Source organism: Serratia marcescens (assembly GCF_006715005.1).
Classification (GTDB): domain Bacteria; phylum Pseudomonadota; class Gammaproteobacteria; order Enterobacterales; family Enterobacteriaceae; genus Serratia; species Serratia montpellierensis.
In genome coordinates this window covers 4,870,389-4,888,206 of the sequence record NZ_VFMJ01000001.1, presented here as the reverse complement: position 1 = coordinate 4,888,206, position 17,818 = coordinate 4,870,389, and the positions used below count along the sequence as shown (strand labels likewise).

General features: G+C 59.6%; 15 protein-coding genes. 7 read left to right on the top strand and 8 right to left on the bottom strand.

Translation table 11 applies throughout. The annotated features are described in order from the left end of the window. The first annotated feature begins 262 nt into the window (after positions 1 to 262). Entirely contained in the window at positions 263 to 2,977 is a 2,715-nt protein-coding gene (malT, locus tag FHU12_RS23585; protein ID WP_141972116.1) for an HTH-type transcriptional regulator MalT, read from the top strand. 3 nt (positions 2,978 to 2,980) lie between these two features. Here the strand turns inward: malT and FHU12_RS23580 are convergent, their stop codons facing one another. Genes FHU12_RS23580 through ulaA form a run of 6 tightly spaced genes read right to left on the bottom strand, consistent with a single transcriptional unit; the run spans position 2,981 to position 7,406 of the window. Then, positions 2,981 to 3,667: an L-ribulose-5-phosphate 4-epimerase gene (locus FHU12_RS23580; protein ID WP_141973075.1), complete on the bottom strand. Its 687-nt coding sequence runs from the start codon at positions 3,665 to 3,667 to the stop codon at positions 2,981 to 2,983. Next, positions 3,618 to 4,526, bottom strand: coding sequence for an L-ribulose-5-phosphate 3-epimerase (locus tag FHU12_RS23575; protein WP_141972114.1), 909 nt, complete (start codon positions 4,524 to 4,526; stop codon positions 3,618 to 3,620). The genes FHU12_RS23580 and FHU12_RS23575 overlap by 50 nt, the downstream gene beginning before the upstream one ends. 9 nt (positions 4,527 to 4,535) lie before the next feature. After that, positions 4,536 to 5,192 (bottom strand): 3-keto-L-gulonate-6-phosphate decarboxylase UlaD, encoded by a 657-nt coding sequence (locus FHU12_RS23570; RefSeq protein ID WP_055316951.1) that lies wholly within the window; start codon positions 5,190 to 5,192, stop codon positions 4,536 to 4,538. Positions 5,193 to 5,204: 12 nt separating this feature from the next. Continuing rightward, on the bottom strand, positions 5,205 to 5,675 hold the full coding sequence (gene ulaC / locus FHU12_RS23565; protein ID WP_141972111.1) for a PTS ascorbate transporter subunit IIA: 471 nt from the start codon (positions 5,673 to 5,675) through the stop codon (positions 5,205 to 5,207). A 10-nt stretch (positions 5,676 to 5,685) separates the two neighbouring features. After that, a complete protein-coding gene (gene ulaB, locus FHU12_RS23560; protein ID WP_047729673.1) occupies positions 5,686 to 5,994 on the bottom strand; it encodes a PTS ascorbate transporter subunit IIB in 309 nt (102 codons plus the stop codon). A 14-nt stretch (positions 5,995 to 6,008) separates the two neighbouring features. Beyond that, the gene (gene ulaA, locus FHU12_RS23555; RefSeq protein WP_060424498.1) at positions 6,009 to 7,406 is read right to left on the bottom strand and encodes a PTS ascorbate transporter subunit IIC; all 1,398 of its coding nucleotides are present in this window, start codon (positions 7,404 to 7,406) and stop codon (positions 6,009 to 6,011) included. A 354-nt stretch (positions 7,407 to 7,760) separates the two neighbouring features. On the opposite strand from ulaA, the gene ulaG reads away from it, so the two are divergent. The 6 genes from ulaG (at position 7,761) to glpD (ending at position 13,674) form a co-directional block, all read left to right on the top strand. After that, positions 7,761 to 8,825 (top strand): L-ascorbate 6-phosphate lactonase, encoded by a 1,065-nt coding sequence (ulaG, locus tag FHU12_RS23550; protein ID WP_089196335.1) that lies wholly within the window; start codon positions 7,761 to 7,763, stop codon positions 8,823 to 8,825. A 111-nt stretch (positions 8,826 to 8,936) separates the two neighbouring features. Next, the gene (ulaR, locus tag FHU12_RS23545) at positions 8,937 to 9,692 is read left to right on the top strand and encodes an HTH-type transcriptional regulator UlaR (RefSeq protein ID WP_141972109.1); all 756 of its coding nucleotides are present in this window, start codon (positions 8,937 to 8,939) and stop codon (positions 9,690 to 9,692) included. Between the two features lie 84 nt (positions 9,693 to 9,776). Next, positions 9,777 to 10,103, top strand: a complete 327-nt coding sequence (gene glpE, locus FHU12_RS23540; RefSeq protein ID WP_004930790.1) for a thiosulfate sulfurtransferase GlpE — start codon at positions 9,777 to 9,779, stop codon at positions 10,101 to 10,103. A gap of 171 nt (positions 10,104 to 10,274) precedes the next feature. Next, positions 10,275 to 11,111 carry a rhomboid family intramembrane serine protease GlpG gene (gene glpG, locus FHU12_RS23535; protein ID WP_141972107.1) on the top strand — a complete coding sequence of 279 codons (837 nt, stop codon included), beginning with the start codon at positions 10,275 to 10,277 and terminating at the stop codon, positions 11,109 to 11,111. 50 nt (positions 11,112 to 11,161) lie between these two features. Next, positions 11,162 to 11,920, top strand: coding sequence for a DeoR/GlpR family transcriptional regulator (locus tag FHU12_RS23530; RefSeq protein WP_004930797.1), 759 nt, complete (start codon positions 11,162 to 11,164; stop codon positions 11,918 to 11,920). A gap of 245 nt (positions 11,921 to 12,165) precedes the next feature. Continuing rightward, positions 12,166 to 13,674, top strand: coding sequence for a glycerol-3-phosphate dehydrogenase (gene glpD / locus FHU12_RS23525; protein ID WP_141972105.1), 1,509 nt, complete (start codon positions 12,166 to 12,168; stop codon positions 13,672 to 13,674). Between the two features lie 61 nt (positions 13,675 to 13,735). On the opposite strand, the gene glgP is transcribed toward glpD, so the two are convergent. Then, positions 13,736 to 16,183 (bottom strand): glycogen phosphorylase, encoded by a 2,448-nt coding sequence (gene glgP, locus FHU12_RS23520; RefSeq protein ID WP_141972103.1) that lies wholly within the window; start codon positions 16,181 to 16,183, stop codon positions 13,736 to 13,738. A 141-nt stretch (positions 16,184 to 16,324) separates the two neighbouring features. Next, complete coding sequence (gene glgA / locus FHU12_RS23515; RefSeq protein ID WP_141972101.1) at positions 16,325 to 17,755, bottom strand: glycogen synthase GlgA; 1,431 nt, start codon at positions 17,753 to 17,755, stop codon at positions 16,325 to 16,327. Positions 17,756 to 17,818 lie beyond the last annotated feature (63 nt).

Here is a 17,818-nt window from a genome sequence, read left to right as displayed (position 1 = left end):
TTAACCATGACGTTAGCACAAGTATTCGCACTGCTGAAGTTTTGTCCATGGCCGGAAATGCGATCTGCAACCGCATCGCCGCGCACCGGCGCCAAACGTAAAAAAGTGTGATCGATAGCAACTTAACTCCAAGCCGATGCGGAAGCTTGTTGCAATACGTTTAGGGTTGGCAGAAGTTAGGGGGAGCTATTAATTACGAACCATAAAATAATTAGCGCCACTCCAATCCCGGCGGGAACCGCGATTTATACCCTGGAATACTATGCTGATCCCATCAAAACTGAGCCGCCCGGTACGGCTGCAAAATACCGTGATCCGCGATCGCCTGCTGGCCAAACTGGCCAGCGCGGGCAACTATCGCCTGACACTGGTCAATTGCCCGGCGGGATACGGGAAAACCACGCTGATCGCCCAATGGGCGGCCGGCAAGGCCGATCTGGGCTGGTATTCGCTGGATGAGAGCGACAACCAGCCGGAGCGCTTCGCCAGCTACCTGATCGCCGCGCTGCAGCAGGCCAGCGGTGGCCGCTGCGTCAAGAGCGAGGCGCTGAGCCAGAAGCATCAGTACGCCAGCCTGTCGGCGCTGTTCGCCCAGCTGTTTATCGAGCTGGCCGACTGGCATCAGCCGCTGTACCTGGTGATCGACGACTACCACCTGATCACCAACGACGCCATCCACGAAGCCATGCGCTTTTTCCTGCGCCATCAGCCGGAAAACCTGACGCTGATCCTGCTCTCGCGCACCCTGCCGCCGCTTGGCATCGCCAACCTGCGGGTGCGCGATCAGCTGCTGGAAATGGGCACGCAGCAGCTGGCGTTCACCCACCAGGAAGCCAAACAATTCTTCGACTGCCGCCTGGCGGCACCGATGGAACAACAGGACAGCAGCCGCCTGTGCGACGAAGTCGAAGGCTGGGCCACCGCGCTGCAGCTGATCGCGCTGTCGGCCCGCCAGTCCGCCTCGTCGGCCCAACTGTCGGCCAAGCGCCTGGCGGGGCTGAACGCCAGTCACCTGTCCGATTACCTGGTAGACGAAGTGCTGGATCACGTCGATGCCGATGCGCGCGCCTTCCTGCTGCGCTGTTCGGTGCTGCGCTCGATGAACGACGCGCTGATCGTGCGCCTGACCGGCGAAGATAACGGCCAGCAACGGCTGGAGGAACTGGAACGCCAGGGGCTGTTTATCCACCGCATGGACGACACCGGCGAATGGTTCAACTTCCACCCGCTGTTCGCCTCTTTCCTGCGCCAGCGTTGCCAGTGGGAACTGGCGCTGGAGCTGCCGGGATTGCACCGCGCCGCCGCCGAGGGCTGGCTGGCGCTGGGGTATCCGGCGGAGGCCATTCACCACGCGCTGGCGGCCAGCGACGTCAGCATGCTGCGCGATATCCTGCTGCAACACGCCTGGTCACTGTTCCACCACAGCGAGCTGGCCCTGCTGGAAGAGTGCCTCAACGCGCTGCCCTATGAGCGCCTGATCCAAAACCCCAAGCTGGCGCTGCTGCAGGCCTGGCTGGCGCAGAGCCAGCACCGCTACGGCGAGGTTAACACCCTGCTGGAGCGCGCCGAGCGCACCATGCGCGAACAGAAAATCGAGATAGACCAAACGCTGCACGCCGAGTTCGACGCCCTGCGCGCCCAGGTGGCGATCAACGCCGGCAAACCGGAAGAGGCCGAACGGCTGGCGACCGAAGCGTTGAAATTCCTGCCGCTGTCCAGCTATTACAGCCGCATCGTCGCCACCTCGGTGACCGGTGAAGTGCACCACTGCAAGGGCGAACTGGCGCGCGCGCTGCCGATGATGCAGCAAACCGAACAGATGGCGCGTCGCCATCAGGCCAATCATTACGCGCTCTGGGCGCTGCTGCAGCAGAGCGAAATCCTCATCGCCCAGGGCTTCCTGCAGGCCGCTTACGAAACCCAGGATAAGGCGTTCGAACTGATCCGCGAACAGCATCTGGAACAGCTGCCGATGCACGAGTTCCTGCTGCGCATTCGCGCGCAGATCCTGTGGTCGTGGTCGCGTCTGGACGAAGCGGAAGACGCGGCGCGCACCGGGCTGAAAATCCTGGCGAACTACCAACCGCAACAGCAACTGCAGTGCATCGCCATGCTGGCCAAATGCTCGCTGGCGCGCGGCGATCTGGACAACGCCAATACGCATCTGCAGCGCTGCGAAACCCTGCTGCACGGCGCTCACTATCATCGCGACTGGCTGACCAACACCGACAAATCGCGGGTGATCCAATGGCAGATGACCGGCGACACCGCCGCCGCCGCCCAGTGGCTGCGCCACACCGAAAAACCCGGCATGGCGGACAACCACTTCACGCAGGGCCAATGGCGCAACATCGCGCGGGTGCAGATCCTGCTCGGCCAGTATGACGAGGCCGGCGTGGTGCTGGATGAATTGAACGAAAATGCCCGTCGCCTGCGGCTGGTGAGCGATCTGAACCGCAATCTGCTGCTCAGCAACCAGCTGTACTGGCTGCAGGAGCGCAAGGGCGAAGCGCAGCAGGCGCTGATCGAAGCGCTGTCGCTGGCTAACCGCACCGGCTTTATCAGCCATTTCGTCATCGAAGGCGAAGCGATGGCACAGCAGCTGCGCCAGCTGATCCAGCTCAACACGCTGCCGGAGCTGGAGCAGCATCGCGCCCAGCGCATCCTGCGCGACATCAACCAGCATCATCGACACAAGTTCGCGCATTTTGACGAGAACTTTGTCGATAAGCTGCTGACCCACCCGCAGGTGCCGGAGCTGATCCGCACCAGCCCGCTCACCCAGCGCGAATGGCAGGTGCTGGGGCTGATCTATTCCGGCTACAGCAACGACCAGATCGCCGGCGAGCTGGACGTGGCGGCCACCACCATCAAGACGCACATCCGCAACCTGTACCAGAAGCTCGGCGTGGCCCATCGCCAGGAGGCGGTGCAGCAGGCGCAGCAGCTGCTGAAGATGATGGGGTACGGCGCCTGAGAGTCAGCGCTGGCCGTAATAGGCGCCGGCACCATGTTTGCGGCAGAAATGCTTCGCTAACAGGTGCTCATCGATCCGCCTCAGGCCGGGGTTAATACCCCGGCTAATCCACGCCATTTTCGCCACCTCCTCCAGCACCACGGCGTTATGCACCGCCTCATCCGGCGAGCAGCCCCAACTGAACGGACCATGCTGATACGCCAGAATACCGGGAACGTGCAACGGTTCACGTCCTTTCAAGGTTTCGATAATCACCCGACCGGTGTTCAGTTCATATTCCCGCGCCACCTCTTCCGCCGTCAGCGCGCGGGTACAAGGAATGTCGCCGGAAAAATAATCGGCGTGGGTGGTGCCGAACGCCGGTATCGCCTCCCCCGCCTGGGCCCAAGCAGTGGCATGGGTGGAATGCGTATGCACGACACCACCGAGCTGAGGAAATGCCCGGTATAGCGCCAAATGCGTCGGCGTATCGGATGAAGGCCGCAGCTGCCCCTCAACAACCTCTCCTCGCAGATTCACCACCACCATATCCTCAGCCTGCATCGTTTCATAAGGTACGCCGCTGGGTTTGATCACCATCAGCTTGCTGGCCCGATCGATGCCGCTGACATTGCCCCAGGTATAAGTCACCAGCCCGTGTTCAGGCAACGCCATATTGGCTTTGTAGACCTGCAATTTCAGTTGCTCCAGCATGCTCCCCCCCTATTTCCAACCCGGCCTCAGCCATACGTGCAACCACCCAAGCGCGTGCCTCCCGTACCGCTTGCAGAGGATCGGGTGCTTTCTCGCTCCACATTTCGAGCAGATAGGGGCCGCGATAGCCGCTCGCAAGCAACGTTTCGAAGCAGCGCGTGAAATCGACCACGCCTTCGCCGAACGGCACATTCTTAAACTCCCCCGGCCGCGTATCCTTAACGTGTACCGCCACGATATGTCCGCGCCCGGCCATGAGCTCCATCGGCACATCGTTGTCCCAGGCAGACAAGTTGCCGATATCCGGGTACAGCTGAAACCACGGGTTATTCAGGTAGTGGGCATAGCCCAGCGCCTTGCTGATCGAGTTCATCAGCGGATAGTCCATGATTTCCATCGCCAGCATGACCTGTGCACGGCTGGCCATCTCTACCGCCTGTACCAATCCGGCGCGGAACCGGGCGCGGGTCTGCGCAGTAGACTGCTGGTAATAAACGTCATACCCGGCCAGTTGGATCACCCGGATGCCGGTATCCTGCGCCAGCCGAATAGCTTTTCGCACGATCTCCAGTCCCCGGTCGCGCGTCGTGTCGTCTTCACTGCCCAACGGAAAACGCCGGTGGGCGCTGAGGCATAAAGAAGGGACGCGCACACCGCTGGCGGCAACGGCGCCGATCAGCGCCAGTCGCTGCTCGCTGTTCCAATCCAGCCGCGCCAGGCGGCCGTCGCTTTCATCGATCGACATTTCAACGAAATCGAATCCCAACTCACCCGCCAGTTGCAGGCGCGTCAGCCAATCCTCGCCCGGCGGCAACGCTTTCTCATAGATGCCCAACGGCACGGATTTGTGCAACATAACCGCTCCTCAGCCCCACCGCTGGGCGATGACACGTTTAAATTCCCGCGCCGCCGCGACCGGATCGGCGGCATCGCGAATGCTGCGTCCGGCGATAAAGACATGGATGGGGATCCCCTGGAACAGAGGCAAATCCTCCAGCGCCAGTCCGCCGGTGACCGTCACCTTAAAACCCATCTCGCTCAGGCGACGAACCGCGCGGATATCGTCATCGCTCCAGGATATCCCCGCCGCCTGCGCGTCACGGCTGCGGTGATACACCACCTGACCAATTCCCGCTTCACGCCACGCCTGCGCCTGTTCCCAGGTCCAGAACCCCGTCAGTTCTATCTGCACGTCACCACCGAACTCATGCGCCACCTGCAGGGCTCCCTTGGCCGTATTGATATCGGCACAGCAGATCACCGTGATCCAATCGGCATTCGCCTCGAAGCACATGCGCGCCAAAATTTGACCCGCATCGGCGATTTTTGCGTCCGCCAACACGATGCGATCCGGATACAGCGCTTTTAAATCGCGTACGGCTCGCACGCCTTCCGCCACGCACAAAATAGTGCCGACTTCGATGATGTCGACTTCGGCCGCGATCAGGCGAGTCGTGTCGTAAGCCGCAGCCATGGACAGATTATCCAGCGCCACCTGCAACATCGGTAAATGCGTGTTCATTGTTTGTCTCCTTCAATTCGCCGCCGCCGTAGACGTTTTGTCGATCAACGCCAATACCTCGCTCGCGTGGCGACAGGCCCGCAAGCGATCGAAATTCGCCTCTTCTTCAAACAGGTTCACCACTTGCATGATCCCCACCTCCTGATGCGTTTTGGCGTCCACCGCCGCCATAGTGATCAAGATATCTATCGGATCGTTGTCCTCATCGCCGAAGCACACCGGCGTTTTCAAGGTGACCAAGGCGAAGCCGGTTTTCAGCACCCCTTCCTCCGGCCGACCATGCGGCATCGCCAGGCCGGGCGCCAACACGAAGTAAGGGCCGTGCCGTTCGACGCCGGCCAGAATGGCGTCGAAATAGCGAGGCTCCACCACGCCGGCGGCCACCAGCAGATCGACCCCCAGCCGCACCGCCTGACGCCAGTCGGCAGCCTCCGCCTGCAGGTGAATAGCGTTGTTCTGCGCCAACGAATCGCTCAGCTTCATGACTCGCTCCTCACTGCTTCAAATCTTGCGGAAAATGCGCGCCGATGACGTCCATCAGCTTCGGACCGAAGTCCGCCGCCGAGAGCATATTGCGTACCCCGACCACGTATTTGTTGCCGCTGACGACGATTTCATCCGCGACATGGGTGGAAGCGATGATGATGTCAGCCCCATTCAGCTCGGATTTGTATTCCCCCACCGCACAGCTGTTGACCGAATGATCCACGCCTTGCTGCGTTAAAAATTGGTCGACTTTCATTTTCATGATCATGGAGCTGCCTTGTCCGCAACCGCACACCGCCAGGATTCGTACCGTCATAATCTGCACTCCTATTAACGTGACGCCGATTCAACCGATTGTTTTTCAGCATCTTCTTCCGCACGCAAGGTGCGTCCGGCGAAGAACATGTACAGCAGGGCGATAACGATCACCACGCCCATAAACCACAGGCCCAGACTCAGCCCTTGCATCAGCGGCGGCGCCAGAATCGACCAGTCCGCCATGCCCATCCAGGCGCTTAGCCCAGTCAGTTTGATGGCCCACACGCAGCCGAAGATCTCTATCATTCCCATCACCAGACAGATCTTCATCGCCGCACGCCAGCCACCAAAGTGGTTAGCGAATACGCCGATGGTGGCGTTAGAAAAGAACATGGGAATGAAACCGGGAATAATCATGATGGAAGAGCCGAGCGCTAACAGTATGCCGACGGCGATCAGTTGGCCGATGGTGCCCCACATAAAGCCCCATACCACGGCGTTGGGCGCGAAGCTATAAATGGCGGCACAGTCGATGGCCAGTACCGCGCCGGGGATCAGACGTTGGGAAATGCCGTTAAAGGCCTCGGTCAATTCGGCGACGAACATGCGCACGCCTTGCACGATGATGAAAATCGCCACCGCGAACATCAGCCCGGTTTGCAGGATATAGATGCTCCAGTGGGTTTTACCGGCCATCGCCTGCAGAGTGTCCAAGCCGAACGAGCACAGAATGATGCCGAAAAACAGCGTCATCACGATGGCGGTAGACACGATGTTGTCATGGAAAATGTTCAGCCACCCGGGCAGCTTCAGATCTTCCACGCTGTCCTCTTTTTTACCGAGATACGGTGCGGCCTTATACGCCAGCCACGAAGCGAACTGCTGTTGGTGCCCGATCGAGAAACCGCTGTTTTCCGTTACCGCCTGCGTCGGTTTGAACATCATGTTGGAGGTGATGCCCCAGTACAGTGAAGCCAAGAGCGCACTGCACAATACCGTCGTCCACATGCCGTAACCCAGAATGTAGAAAAATACCGCGATCAGCCCAACCTGCTGAAACATGATGTGGCCGGTGAGCATAATGGTACGAATACCGGTAATACGCCGCAGCAGTACGTAGAGAATGTTCAGCGCCAATGCCAGCAATACCGCGTAGCCGACCCAGCTGTAGGCGTCCCCCATACGTTCGATGGTGGCCATCATCGAAGCATAGGTGTCCGAAATCGCCCCGTTGATGCCGTATACCTCAGACAACTTCGCCACAACGGGTTTGAACGTGCCGGTCAGGATGCCGGAACCGGCTTGCAGCAACATGAAACCGATAATGGTTTTGATCGTGCCTTTGATAATGACCGCCGCGCTTTTGCGCAGCAACGTGTAACCCAGCAGCGTAACCAGCCCCAACAGCAGCGGCGCATTGGTCATCACCTGGTTAAAAAAGACAGTGAAGATGGTGTAAAGAGTTTCCATACGGCTCTCCCGAAAAGGTTGGCATGCAGGTAACGCCTTCACCATACCAATCACAAGAAATCACAAAAAGATCATTAATGATTATTTGTGAACAACCTCGCAAGTTAAAAATCAATTCCACTAACATTCAATGAATTAGACAGCTTACATTTCATTACTCATTGAATTTAATAGCAGTTAATCAAACAAAAAGGAGATAGAAGGACGGCGCAGCACGTAAATCCGGCGGTGTTAACGTGTATTTCGATCGTTGTCAGTTGAAAAAAACGGTGCTAGATTCGATCAAAACAAATCACATAAAATCTTTAAATGATTATTTGTGATTGCATTATCACCGCCAACGAGGAACGACCCATGAGTAAAGTCAACGACATCACCCGCGAATCCTGGATATTGAACACCTTTCCCGAATGGGGCACCTGGCTGAACGAAGAGATAGAGCAGGAGAACGTCGCGCCCGGCACTTTCGCCATGTGGTGGCTGGGCTGTACCGGCATCTGGCTCAAGTCTGAAGAAGGCGCCAACCTGTGCGTCGATTTTTGGTGCGGCACCGGCAAGCAAAGTCACGGCAACCCACTGATGAAAACCGGCCATCAAATGCAGCGAATGGCAGGGGTGCGCAAGCTGCAGCCTAACCTGCGCACTACCCCATTCGTACTGGATCCCTTCGCAATTACCCAGCTCGACGCCATCTTGGCCACGCACGACCACAACGATCACATCGATGTGAACGTCGCCGCGGCGGTGTTGAAAAATTGCGCCGCCACCGTTCCGTTTATCGGACCGCAAAGCTGCGTGGATATCTGGATTGGCTGGGGTGTGCCGCCTGAGCGCTGCATCACCGTCAAACCTGGCGACGTGATAAAAATCAAAGACATTGAAATTCATGCGCTGGACGCCTTCGATCGAACGGCGCTCATCACACTGCCGGTGGAACAAAAAGCGGCGGGCGTCCTGCCGGACGGCATGGACCTGCGGGCGGTCAACTACCTGTTCAAAACGCCGGGCGGCAACCTTTATCACAGCGGCGATTCCCACTACTCCAACTATTACGCCAAGCACGGCAACGATCATCAGATCGATGTCGCCCTCGGTTCCTACGGCGAGAACCCGCGCGGCATTACCGACAAGATGACCAGCGCCGACATCTTGCGCATGGCGGAATCGCTGAACGCCAAGGTCGTTATCCCCTTCCACCATGACATATGGTCGAATTTCCAGGCGGATCCGCAGGAAATTCGCGTGCTGTGGGAAATGAAGAAAGACCGGCTCAAATACGGTTTTAAACCGTTTATCTGGCAGGTTGGCGGCAAGTTCATCTGGCCGCAGGATAAAGACAATCTGGAGTACCACTACCCGCGCGGTTTCGATGATTGCTTCACCCTCGAACCCGATCTGCCCTTCAAGTCTTTCTTGTAATCCACCGGTGTTGCATACGGATGCGCGCTTTTGAACGGGAATGATTCAAATCGTCAAACGGCGCGCATATAATCATAGGCAACGACGTTTTCTCTCTCCGACGGAGCCCGCATGACAGAGTCCCAACGCCACAACGCCATTCTCGATCTCTTGCAGCGCAAGGGGCAAATCTCCGTGGCGGACGTCATCGCGGCGTTTGACATCTCTCCGGCCACCGCGCGCCGGGACATCAACAAGCTGAATGAAATCGGCAAATTGCGCAAAGTACGCAACGGCGCCGAAGCCACACAAACTCCGCGTCCGGCCTGGACGCCACTCAATATCCACCAAACCCAGCACCTCGATGAAAAAATGCGCATTGCGGCGGCCGCGGCACAGCTCTGTCAGCCGGGTGAAAGCGTGGTGATCAACTGCGGCTCCACCGCATTTCTGTTGGGCCGTGAAATTTGCGGCAAGCCGGTTCAGGTGATCACCAATTATCTGCCGCTGGCCAATTACCTGATCGCTCAGGAACACGACAGCGTGGTGATCATGGGAGGCCAGTACAACAAAACCCAGTCGATTACTCTGGCGCCTCAGGAAGGCGACGCAACCCTGTACGCCGGGCACTGGATGTTCACCAGCGGTATCGGCCTCACCGCTGACGGTCTGTATAAAACCGATATGCTGACCGCGATGGCAGAACAGAAGATGCTCAACTACGTCGGTAAACTGGTGGTACTGGTCGACAGCAGCAAAGTCGGCCAACGGGCCGGCATGCTGTTCAGCCGCACCGAGCAAATTGCCATGGTGATCACTGGCCGGGCCGCCGATCCCGCCATCGTTGAGCAACTGCGTCAGCAAGGCGTTGAAGTGCTGCTGGTGTGACAAAACCACAACCTTACTCTGGTCTTAAACGCCGCCGAGTTGGTTACAATAGCGGCGTCCCCCAATTACGAGGCAGTCAGCAGTATGGAACAGTTCGAAGCGATCAACGTTGAGCAGGCGTACACCCGCTGGAAAGAGGGCAGCGCCGCCCTGGTCGACATCCGCGATCCGCAAAGTTTTGAAGCCGGGCATACGCCGGGCGCCTTTCACCTCACCAACGCCACCTTGTCGGCCTTTATGCAGCAAAACGACTTCGAGCGGCCGGTGATGGTGATGTGCTACCACGGCAACAGCAGCCGCAGCGCGGCGCAATACCTGCTGCACCAGGGGTTCGACGCGGTCTACAGCATCGACGGCGGTTTCGAAGCCTGGGCCCGCCAGTACCCGCAAGACGTGGAAACCTCTGCCTGATCCCCGCCGCCCGCTGCGCATCGGCGGGCTTTCCCTTCGATTTTATGCGCGTTTTCGCGGGTTTTTCGCAGATCCGTTTGCCAGCGCTCAGGATTTCGACGTTATAATCGGCCGTCAGGGTCATCGGCGAGCAAGCCGCGGCCAAAATCATTCACTTACGACGGAAGAGCAATGGTTAGAGTAATCGCCATATCCAACCCGCGCCTGGCGCTGGCCTTTGTCGACTATATGGCGACCCAGGGCATCCGGCTTGAGCTGCGCAACAGCGGCGAGGCGGCGGAAATCTGGCTGGCCGACGACAGCCACCTCGAGCAGGTGCAACACGAGCTGCAGCAGTTTCTGGTCGATCCGCTCAACCGCCGTTATCAGGCCGCCAGTTGGCAGACCGGCCATACCGACGCCGGCCTGCACTATCAGAGCGAATCCTACCTGCACACCCTACGCAGCAAGGCCGGGCCGCTGACGCTCGGCGTGATGGTACTGTGCATCGCGGTCTACATCCTGATGCAGGCGCTGGGTGACGATACCGTGATGTACTGGCTCTCCTGGCCGCAAGACAGCAGCCAATACACGCAGCTGTGGCGCTGGGTCAGCCATGCGTTCCTGCATTTCTCCCTGCTGCATATTCTGTTTAACCTGATGTGGTGGTGGTATCTCGGCGGCCAGATGGAAAAACGCCTCGGCGCCGGCAAGCTGTTCGTGCTGGCGGTAGTGTCGGCCTTCTTCAGCGGCTGGGCACAGTCGCTGTTCAGCGGCGCGCTGTTCGGCGGGCTTTCCGGCGTGGTCTATGCGCTGATGGGCTATGTGTGGCTGACGGGGGAACGGGCGCCGGAGCGCGGCCTGATGCTGCCGCGCGGCCTGATGGTGTTCTCGGTGCTGTGGCTGGTGGCCGGATATTTCGATATTTTAGGAATGTCGATCGCCAACGCGGCACACGTAGCTGGTTTAGTGTTAGGGTTATTGATGGCATTTTGGGATACGCGTCATCGCGCGCACAACGAACAATAACAGCCGGGAGCTGTGTCCAGCGGGCATAGCGGGCGTTTTAGGGGATTATCGTGAAGCAAACACAGCGTCATGACGCAATTATCGAACTGGTGCGCCTGCAGGGTTACGTCAGCACGGAAGAGCTGGTCGAACATTTTGACGTCAGCCCGCAAACGATTCGCCGCGATTTGAATGACCTGGCCGACCAGAACAAGATCCAGCGTCACCACGGCGGCGCGGCGCTGCCTTCCAGCTCGGTCAACGCTGCCTATAACGATCGCAAGGTAATGTGGTCGGAAGAGAAAGCCCGCATCGCGCAGCGCGTCGCCAGCCAGATCCCGGACGGCGCCACGCTGTTCATCGATATTGGCACCACGCCGGAAGCGGTGGCCCATGCGCTGATGAACCACAAGAACCTGCGCGTGGTCACCAACAACCTCAACGTCGCCACCCTGCTGACCGCCAAGGAAGACTTCCGCCTGATCCTGGCCGGCGGCGAAGTGCGCACCCGCGACGGCGGCATCATGGGCGAAGCCACCCTGGACTTCATCTCTCAATTCCGTCTCGATTACGGCATTCTCGGCATCAGCGGCATCGATATGGACGGCTCGCTGCTCGAATTCGACTATCACGAAGTGCGCACCAAACGCGCGATTATCGAAAATTCCCGCTGTGTGATGCTGGTGACCGACCACTCCAAATTCGGCCGCAACGCCATGGTCAACCTGGGCAACATGAATCTGATCGACTACCTGTTTACCGATCAGTTACCGCCGCCGAGCGTGATGAAAATCATCGAACAGTACGACGTGCAGCTGGAACTGTGCTGATCCGCTGTTAACCTGCGGGGCGCGCCGCCGCCCCGTTTCCTGCCCGTGCCCCCCTTATCGACAGCCGTTTGCGCGCTCGCGCCATATCCATATCATTTATGTGACTATCATCACCAAACTGTTACCTCTATCACGCCTAAATGTTTTTGTTTGGTTAAGTCTTGGCTTGCCTGTTGGTTTTTGATTACAATCATGAGCGAAAACGAACATGAAAGAGCTATTTCGAACATCTGGAGGAAGATGACGTGGAAACCAAAGACTTGATCGTTATCGGTGGCGGCATCAACGGTGCCGGCATCGCGGCGGATGCTGCCGGGCGCGGGCTGTCGGTACTGCTACTGGAAGCGCAAGACTTGGCCTGTGCTACGTCTTCCGCCAGTTCCAAACTGATCCACGGTGGCCTGCGCTACCTGGAACACTACGAATTTCGTCTGGTGAGCGAAGCGCTGGCCGAGCGTGAAGTGCTGCTGAAGCTGGCGCCACACATCGCGTTCCCGATGCGTTTCCGCCTGCCGCACCAGCCGCACCTGCGTCCGGCCTGGATGATCCGTATCGGCCTGTTCCTGTACGATCACCTGGGCAAACGCACCAGCCTGCCGGGCAGCAAGGGTTTGCGCTTTGGACCAGAGTCGGTGCTTAAGCCAGAACTGAAGCGCGGTTTCGAATATTCCGACTGCTGGGTTGACGATGCTCGCCTGGTCGTGCTGAACGCGCAGGAAGTGGAAAAACGCGGCGGCGAAGTGCGCACCCGCACCAAAGTGACCCGCGCATGGCGTGAAAACGGCCTGTGGATGGTGGAAGCGGTCGATATCGACAGCGGCAAAACCTTCACCTGGCGCGCCAAAGGCCTGGTGAACGCCACCGGCCCGTGGGTGAAAAACTTCTTCGACGACGGCCTGAAGCTGAAATCGCCTTACGGCATCCGTCTGATTAAAGGCAGCCACATTGTGGTGCCGCGCGTGCACGATCAGCCGCAGTCTTACATTCTGCAGAACGAAGACCACCGCATCGTGTTCGTGATCCCGTGGAATGACGAGTTCTCCATCATCGGTACCACCGACGTGGAGTACAAAGGCGATCCGAAGGACGTGAAGATCGACGAGAACGAAATCGCTTATCTGCTGAAAGTGTACAACGATCACTTCAAGAAGCAGCTGGGCCGCGACGACATCGTCTGGACTTACTCCGGCGTGCGTCCGCTGTGCGACGACGAATCCGATTCACCGCAGGCGATCACCCGCGATTACACGCTGGACGTGCACGACGAACAAGGCAAGGCGCCGCTGCTGTCGGTCTTCGGCGGCAAGCTGACCACCTACCGCAAGCTGGCCGAGCATGCGATGGAAAAACTGGCCCACTACTACCCAGGCTGCGGCCCGGCGTGGACCAAAAACGCCACGCTGCCGGGCGGTGACATCGAAGGCGACCGCGACAGCTACGCGGCCAAACTGCGCCGTGCGCACGGCTGGCTGCCGGAAGCCCTGGCGCGCCGCTATGCCCGCACCTACGGCAGCCAGAGCGAGCTGATCCTGGCCGGCGCCAACGGCCTCGCCGATCTGGGCGAAGATTTCGGCCACGGTCTGTATGAAGCCGAGCTGCGCTACCTGACCGAGAAAGAGTGGGTCGTAGAGCTGGCCGACGCCATCTGGCGCCGCACCAAGCTGGGTATGTGGCTGGACGAAGCGCAGCAGGCGCGAGTGAAAGCCTGGCTGGCAGAACACGCGAAAACGAAAGCGCTGTCTCTGGCTTCCTGAGCCGCAGCGTAACGAAAAAGGGCCGGTTATCCGGCCCTTTTCTTTGCTTTTCCCCGCACGTTTACAGCTTCACCGGCTTAATGTGCCAGATTTCATCCGCGTATTCCTGAATGGTGCGATCGGATGAGAAGTAGCCCATGTTGGCGATATTCAGCACCGCGCGCCGCGTCCATTCGTCCTGATTGAGATAGACCTCGTCCACCTTATCCTGCGTGTCCACATAGCTGCGGTAATCCGCCAACAGCTGATAGTGGTCGCCGAGGTTGACCAGCGAGTCGAACAAATTGCCATAGCGTTTCGGCTCTTCCGGGCTGAACACGCCGGTGGCGATCTGCGTCAGCGCCTGATGCAACTCTGGGTCTTGCTCATAGTACTGGCGCGGGTTATAACCGTTGCGGCGCAGCTCCTCGACCTGCTCGGCGGTATTGCCGAAGATAAAGATGTTCTCCTCCCCCACGTGCTCGCGCATCTCGACGTTGGCGCCGTCCAGCGTGCCGATGGTCAGCGCGCCGTTCAGCGCGAACTTCATATTGCTGGTGCCCGAGGCCTCGGTGCCCGCCAGCGAGATCTGCTCCGACAGATCCGCCGCCGGGATAATGATCTGCGCCAGGCTGACGCCGTAGTTCGGAATGAACACCACCTTCAGCTGGGTATGCACACGCGGATCATTGTTGATCACTTTGGCCACGTCGTTGATCAAGCGAATGATCTGCTTGGCGGCATAGTAGGCCGAGGCCGCCTTGCCGGCGAAGATCACCACCCGCGGCACGCGCTCGATCTCCGGATCGTCCAGCAAACGGTTATACAGCGTGATGACGTGCAGCACGTTGAGCAGCTGCCGTTTGTACTCGTGGATGCGCTTGATCTGCACGTCGAACAACGCGTCCGGGTTGACCACCACGTTGAGCGTTTTAGCGATGTACAACGCCAGCCGCTCCTTGTTCTGCCGCTTGGCGCGCTGTACCGCCTGCAGGAAGCTCGGGTAATCGATATTGGCCTGGATCTCGCTCAGCTGGCTGAGATCGGTGCGCCAGGTTTGGCCGATGCAGTCGTCCAGCACCGCCGCCAGCGGCGGGTTGGCCAACGCCAACCAACGACGCGGCGTCACTCCATTGGTTTTGTTGCAAAAACGATTGGGGAACAGCCGGGCGAAGTCGGCAAACAGCGACTGCACCATCAGTTCGGAATGCAGGGCGGAAACGCCGTTGACCTTGTGGCTGGCCACCACCGCCAGCCACGCCATGCGCACCCGGCGGCCGTTGGTTTCGTCGATAATCGAGACCCGCGCCAGCAGGTCGTTGTCGCCCGGCGCCACTTCCTGCACCATCTTGAGGAAGTGATCGTTGATTTCGAAAATCAGCTGCAAATGGCGCGGCAAGATGCGGCCTATCATGTCCAGCGGCCAGGTTTCCAGCGCCTCGCTCATCAGCGTGTGGTTGGTGTAAGAGAACACCTGCTCCACCACTTCCCAGGCATCGAGCCACTTGAATTTGTGCTCGTCGATCAGCCGGTGCATCAGTTCGGGAATCGACAGCACCGGGTGAGTGTCATTGAGGTGAATGGCGATCTTGTCCGCCAGGTTGTCGAAGGTTTTGTGCATCAGCCAATGGCGGTTGAGGATGTCCTGCACCGTGGCCGACACCAGGAAATACTCCTGCCGCAGCCGCAGCTCGCGCCCGGAGGAGGTCGAGTCGTCCGGATACAACACGCGCGACACGTTCTCCGAGTGGTTTTTATCCTCCACCGCGGCGAAGTAATCGCCCTGGTTGAACTTACCGAGGTTGATCTCATTACTGGCCTGCGCACTCCACAACCGCAGGGTGTTGGTGGCGTCGGTGTCGAAGCCGGGGATCACCTGATCGTAAGCGATGGCCACGACCTCCTCGGTCTCCAGCCAGCGCGCCTTGGCACCCTCCTGCTGCACGCGGCCGCCGAAGCGCACCTTGTAGCGGGTGTTATGGCGCGGAAACTCCCACGGATTGCCATACTCCAGCCAGTAGTCCGGCGACTCCATCTGTTGGCCGTTGACGATGTTCTGCTTGAACATGCCGTATTCATAGCGAATACCGTAGCCGCGCCCCGGCAGCGCCAGCGTGGCCAGCGAGTCGAGGAAGCAGGCCGCCAGCCGGCCCAGACCGCCGTTGCCGAGGCCGGGGTCGTTCTCCTCCTCCAGCAGCTCCGCCAGGTTCAGCCCCATCTCGTTGAGCGCGTTGTCGATATCCTGATAGATGCCCATCGACAGCAGCGCGTTCGACAGGGTGCGGCCGATCAGGAACTCCATCGACAGGTAATACACCTGCCGCACGTCCTGCGACAGCTGGGCGCGGTTGGAGCGCAGCCAGCGCTCCACCATGCGATCGCGCACCGCGAACAGCACGGCGTTCAGCCAATCGTGCCGGTTGGCGATGGCCGGATCCTTGCCGACGATAAACATCAGCTTATAGGCGATGGAGTGTTTCAGCGCTTCCACACTGACCGTAGGTGAGGTGTAACTAAACGGTGAAGTCATGGCTTTTTAATCCCTTGTAGGGAGCCCCGCCATTCGCCGCGGAATAGCGGGCTCCGCTGAACATGGACGCGGTACGCCGCGCCCCGACAATCTACCCTTACGGCTGCCCGCCGTGCGTCAACCCGAGACGCGAAACGCGGGCTACAAACGTTGATAAAGCGACAGATACTCTTTCGCCGCCACCGGCCAGCCAAAGTCCACGCTCATGGCGTGACGCTGAACGTGGCGCCAGTGTTTCGGCCGGCTCCACAGCACCATGGCGCGGCGGATGGCGTTGCCCAGCGCAACGGCGTCGCAATCGTCGAACACGAATCCGCTGGCGGTGCCGTCGGCCAGGTTCTCCAGCGCGCAGTCCACCACCGTGTCCGCCAGCCCGCCGGTGCGGCGCACCAGCGGCAGCGTGCCGTACTTCAGGCCGTAGAGCTGCGTCAGGCCGCAGGGCTCGAAGCGGCTCGGCACCAGAATCACGTCGGCGCCGCCGATGATGCGGTGGGAGAAGGATTCGTGGTAACCGATCTGCACCCCAACCTGTTCGGGATAATCGGCTGCGGCGGCCAGAAACGCCTGTTGCAGCACCGCGTCGCCGGCGCCCAGCAGCGCCAGCTGCCCGCCCTGCGCCAGCAGTTCAGGCAACGCCTGCAGCACCAGGTCCAGGCCTTTTTGGCTAGTCAACCGGCTCACCACCGCGAACACCGGCAGCGATTCGTCCACCTTCAGCCCCATGGCCTTTTGCAAATGCAGCTTATTTTTGACCTTGCTTTTCAGATCGTCGGCGTCGTAGCGGGTACTCAGCCGCGGGTCGTGGGCCGGATCCCAAATCTTGTCGTCCACCCCGTTGAGGATGCCGCTCAGCCTCCCCTGCCGCTGCCGTTCCTGCAGCAGCCCCTCCATGCCGTAGCCGAACTCCGGCCGGGTGATCTCGCGCGCATAGGTCGGGCTGACGGCGGTCACATGGTCGGCATAAAACAGCCCGGCCTTGAGGAACGACATCTGGCCGTAGAACTCCAGGCCGTAGACATCGTAAAACGACGCCGGCAGCCACAGCTCGGTCACGTGATGGCCGGAGAACAGCCCCTGATAGGCCAGGTTGTGTACGGTGAACACCGAACGCGCCGGGTGGCCGTTGGCGGCCAGATAGGCGCAGCTCAGGCCGGCGTGCCAGTCGTGGGCGTGCACCAGCTGCGGGCGCCAGTAGCGATCCAGCCCCTTGGCCAGCTCGCAGGCCATCCAGCCCAACAGCGCAAAGCGTCGGTGATTGTCGGGGTAGGCGTACATGGATTGGTCGTGGTACGGGCTGCCCGGCCGGTCATACAGCCAGGGCGCATCGATCAGGTAAATGCCCACGCCATGATAGGTGCCGTAACGCAGGCCCACCCGGCCGGCGAACGAATCGATTTCCGCCACCAGCACGGTGTCCGGAATGCCGTTGCGTACGTCAGGGAAGGCGGGTAAGAGCACCCGAACATCGGCGCCTTCGGCGATTTGCGCCGCCGGCAGTGCGCCAACCACGTCTGCGAGTCCGCCCGTTTTCAGCAGGGGGAACATTTCAGAACATACGTGTAAGACCTGCATTATCACTCCTGAAAGTCGGCCGAAGGCCTCTGGATAAGAAATAAAGCAGGCTTGCCGCTGTTA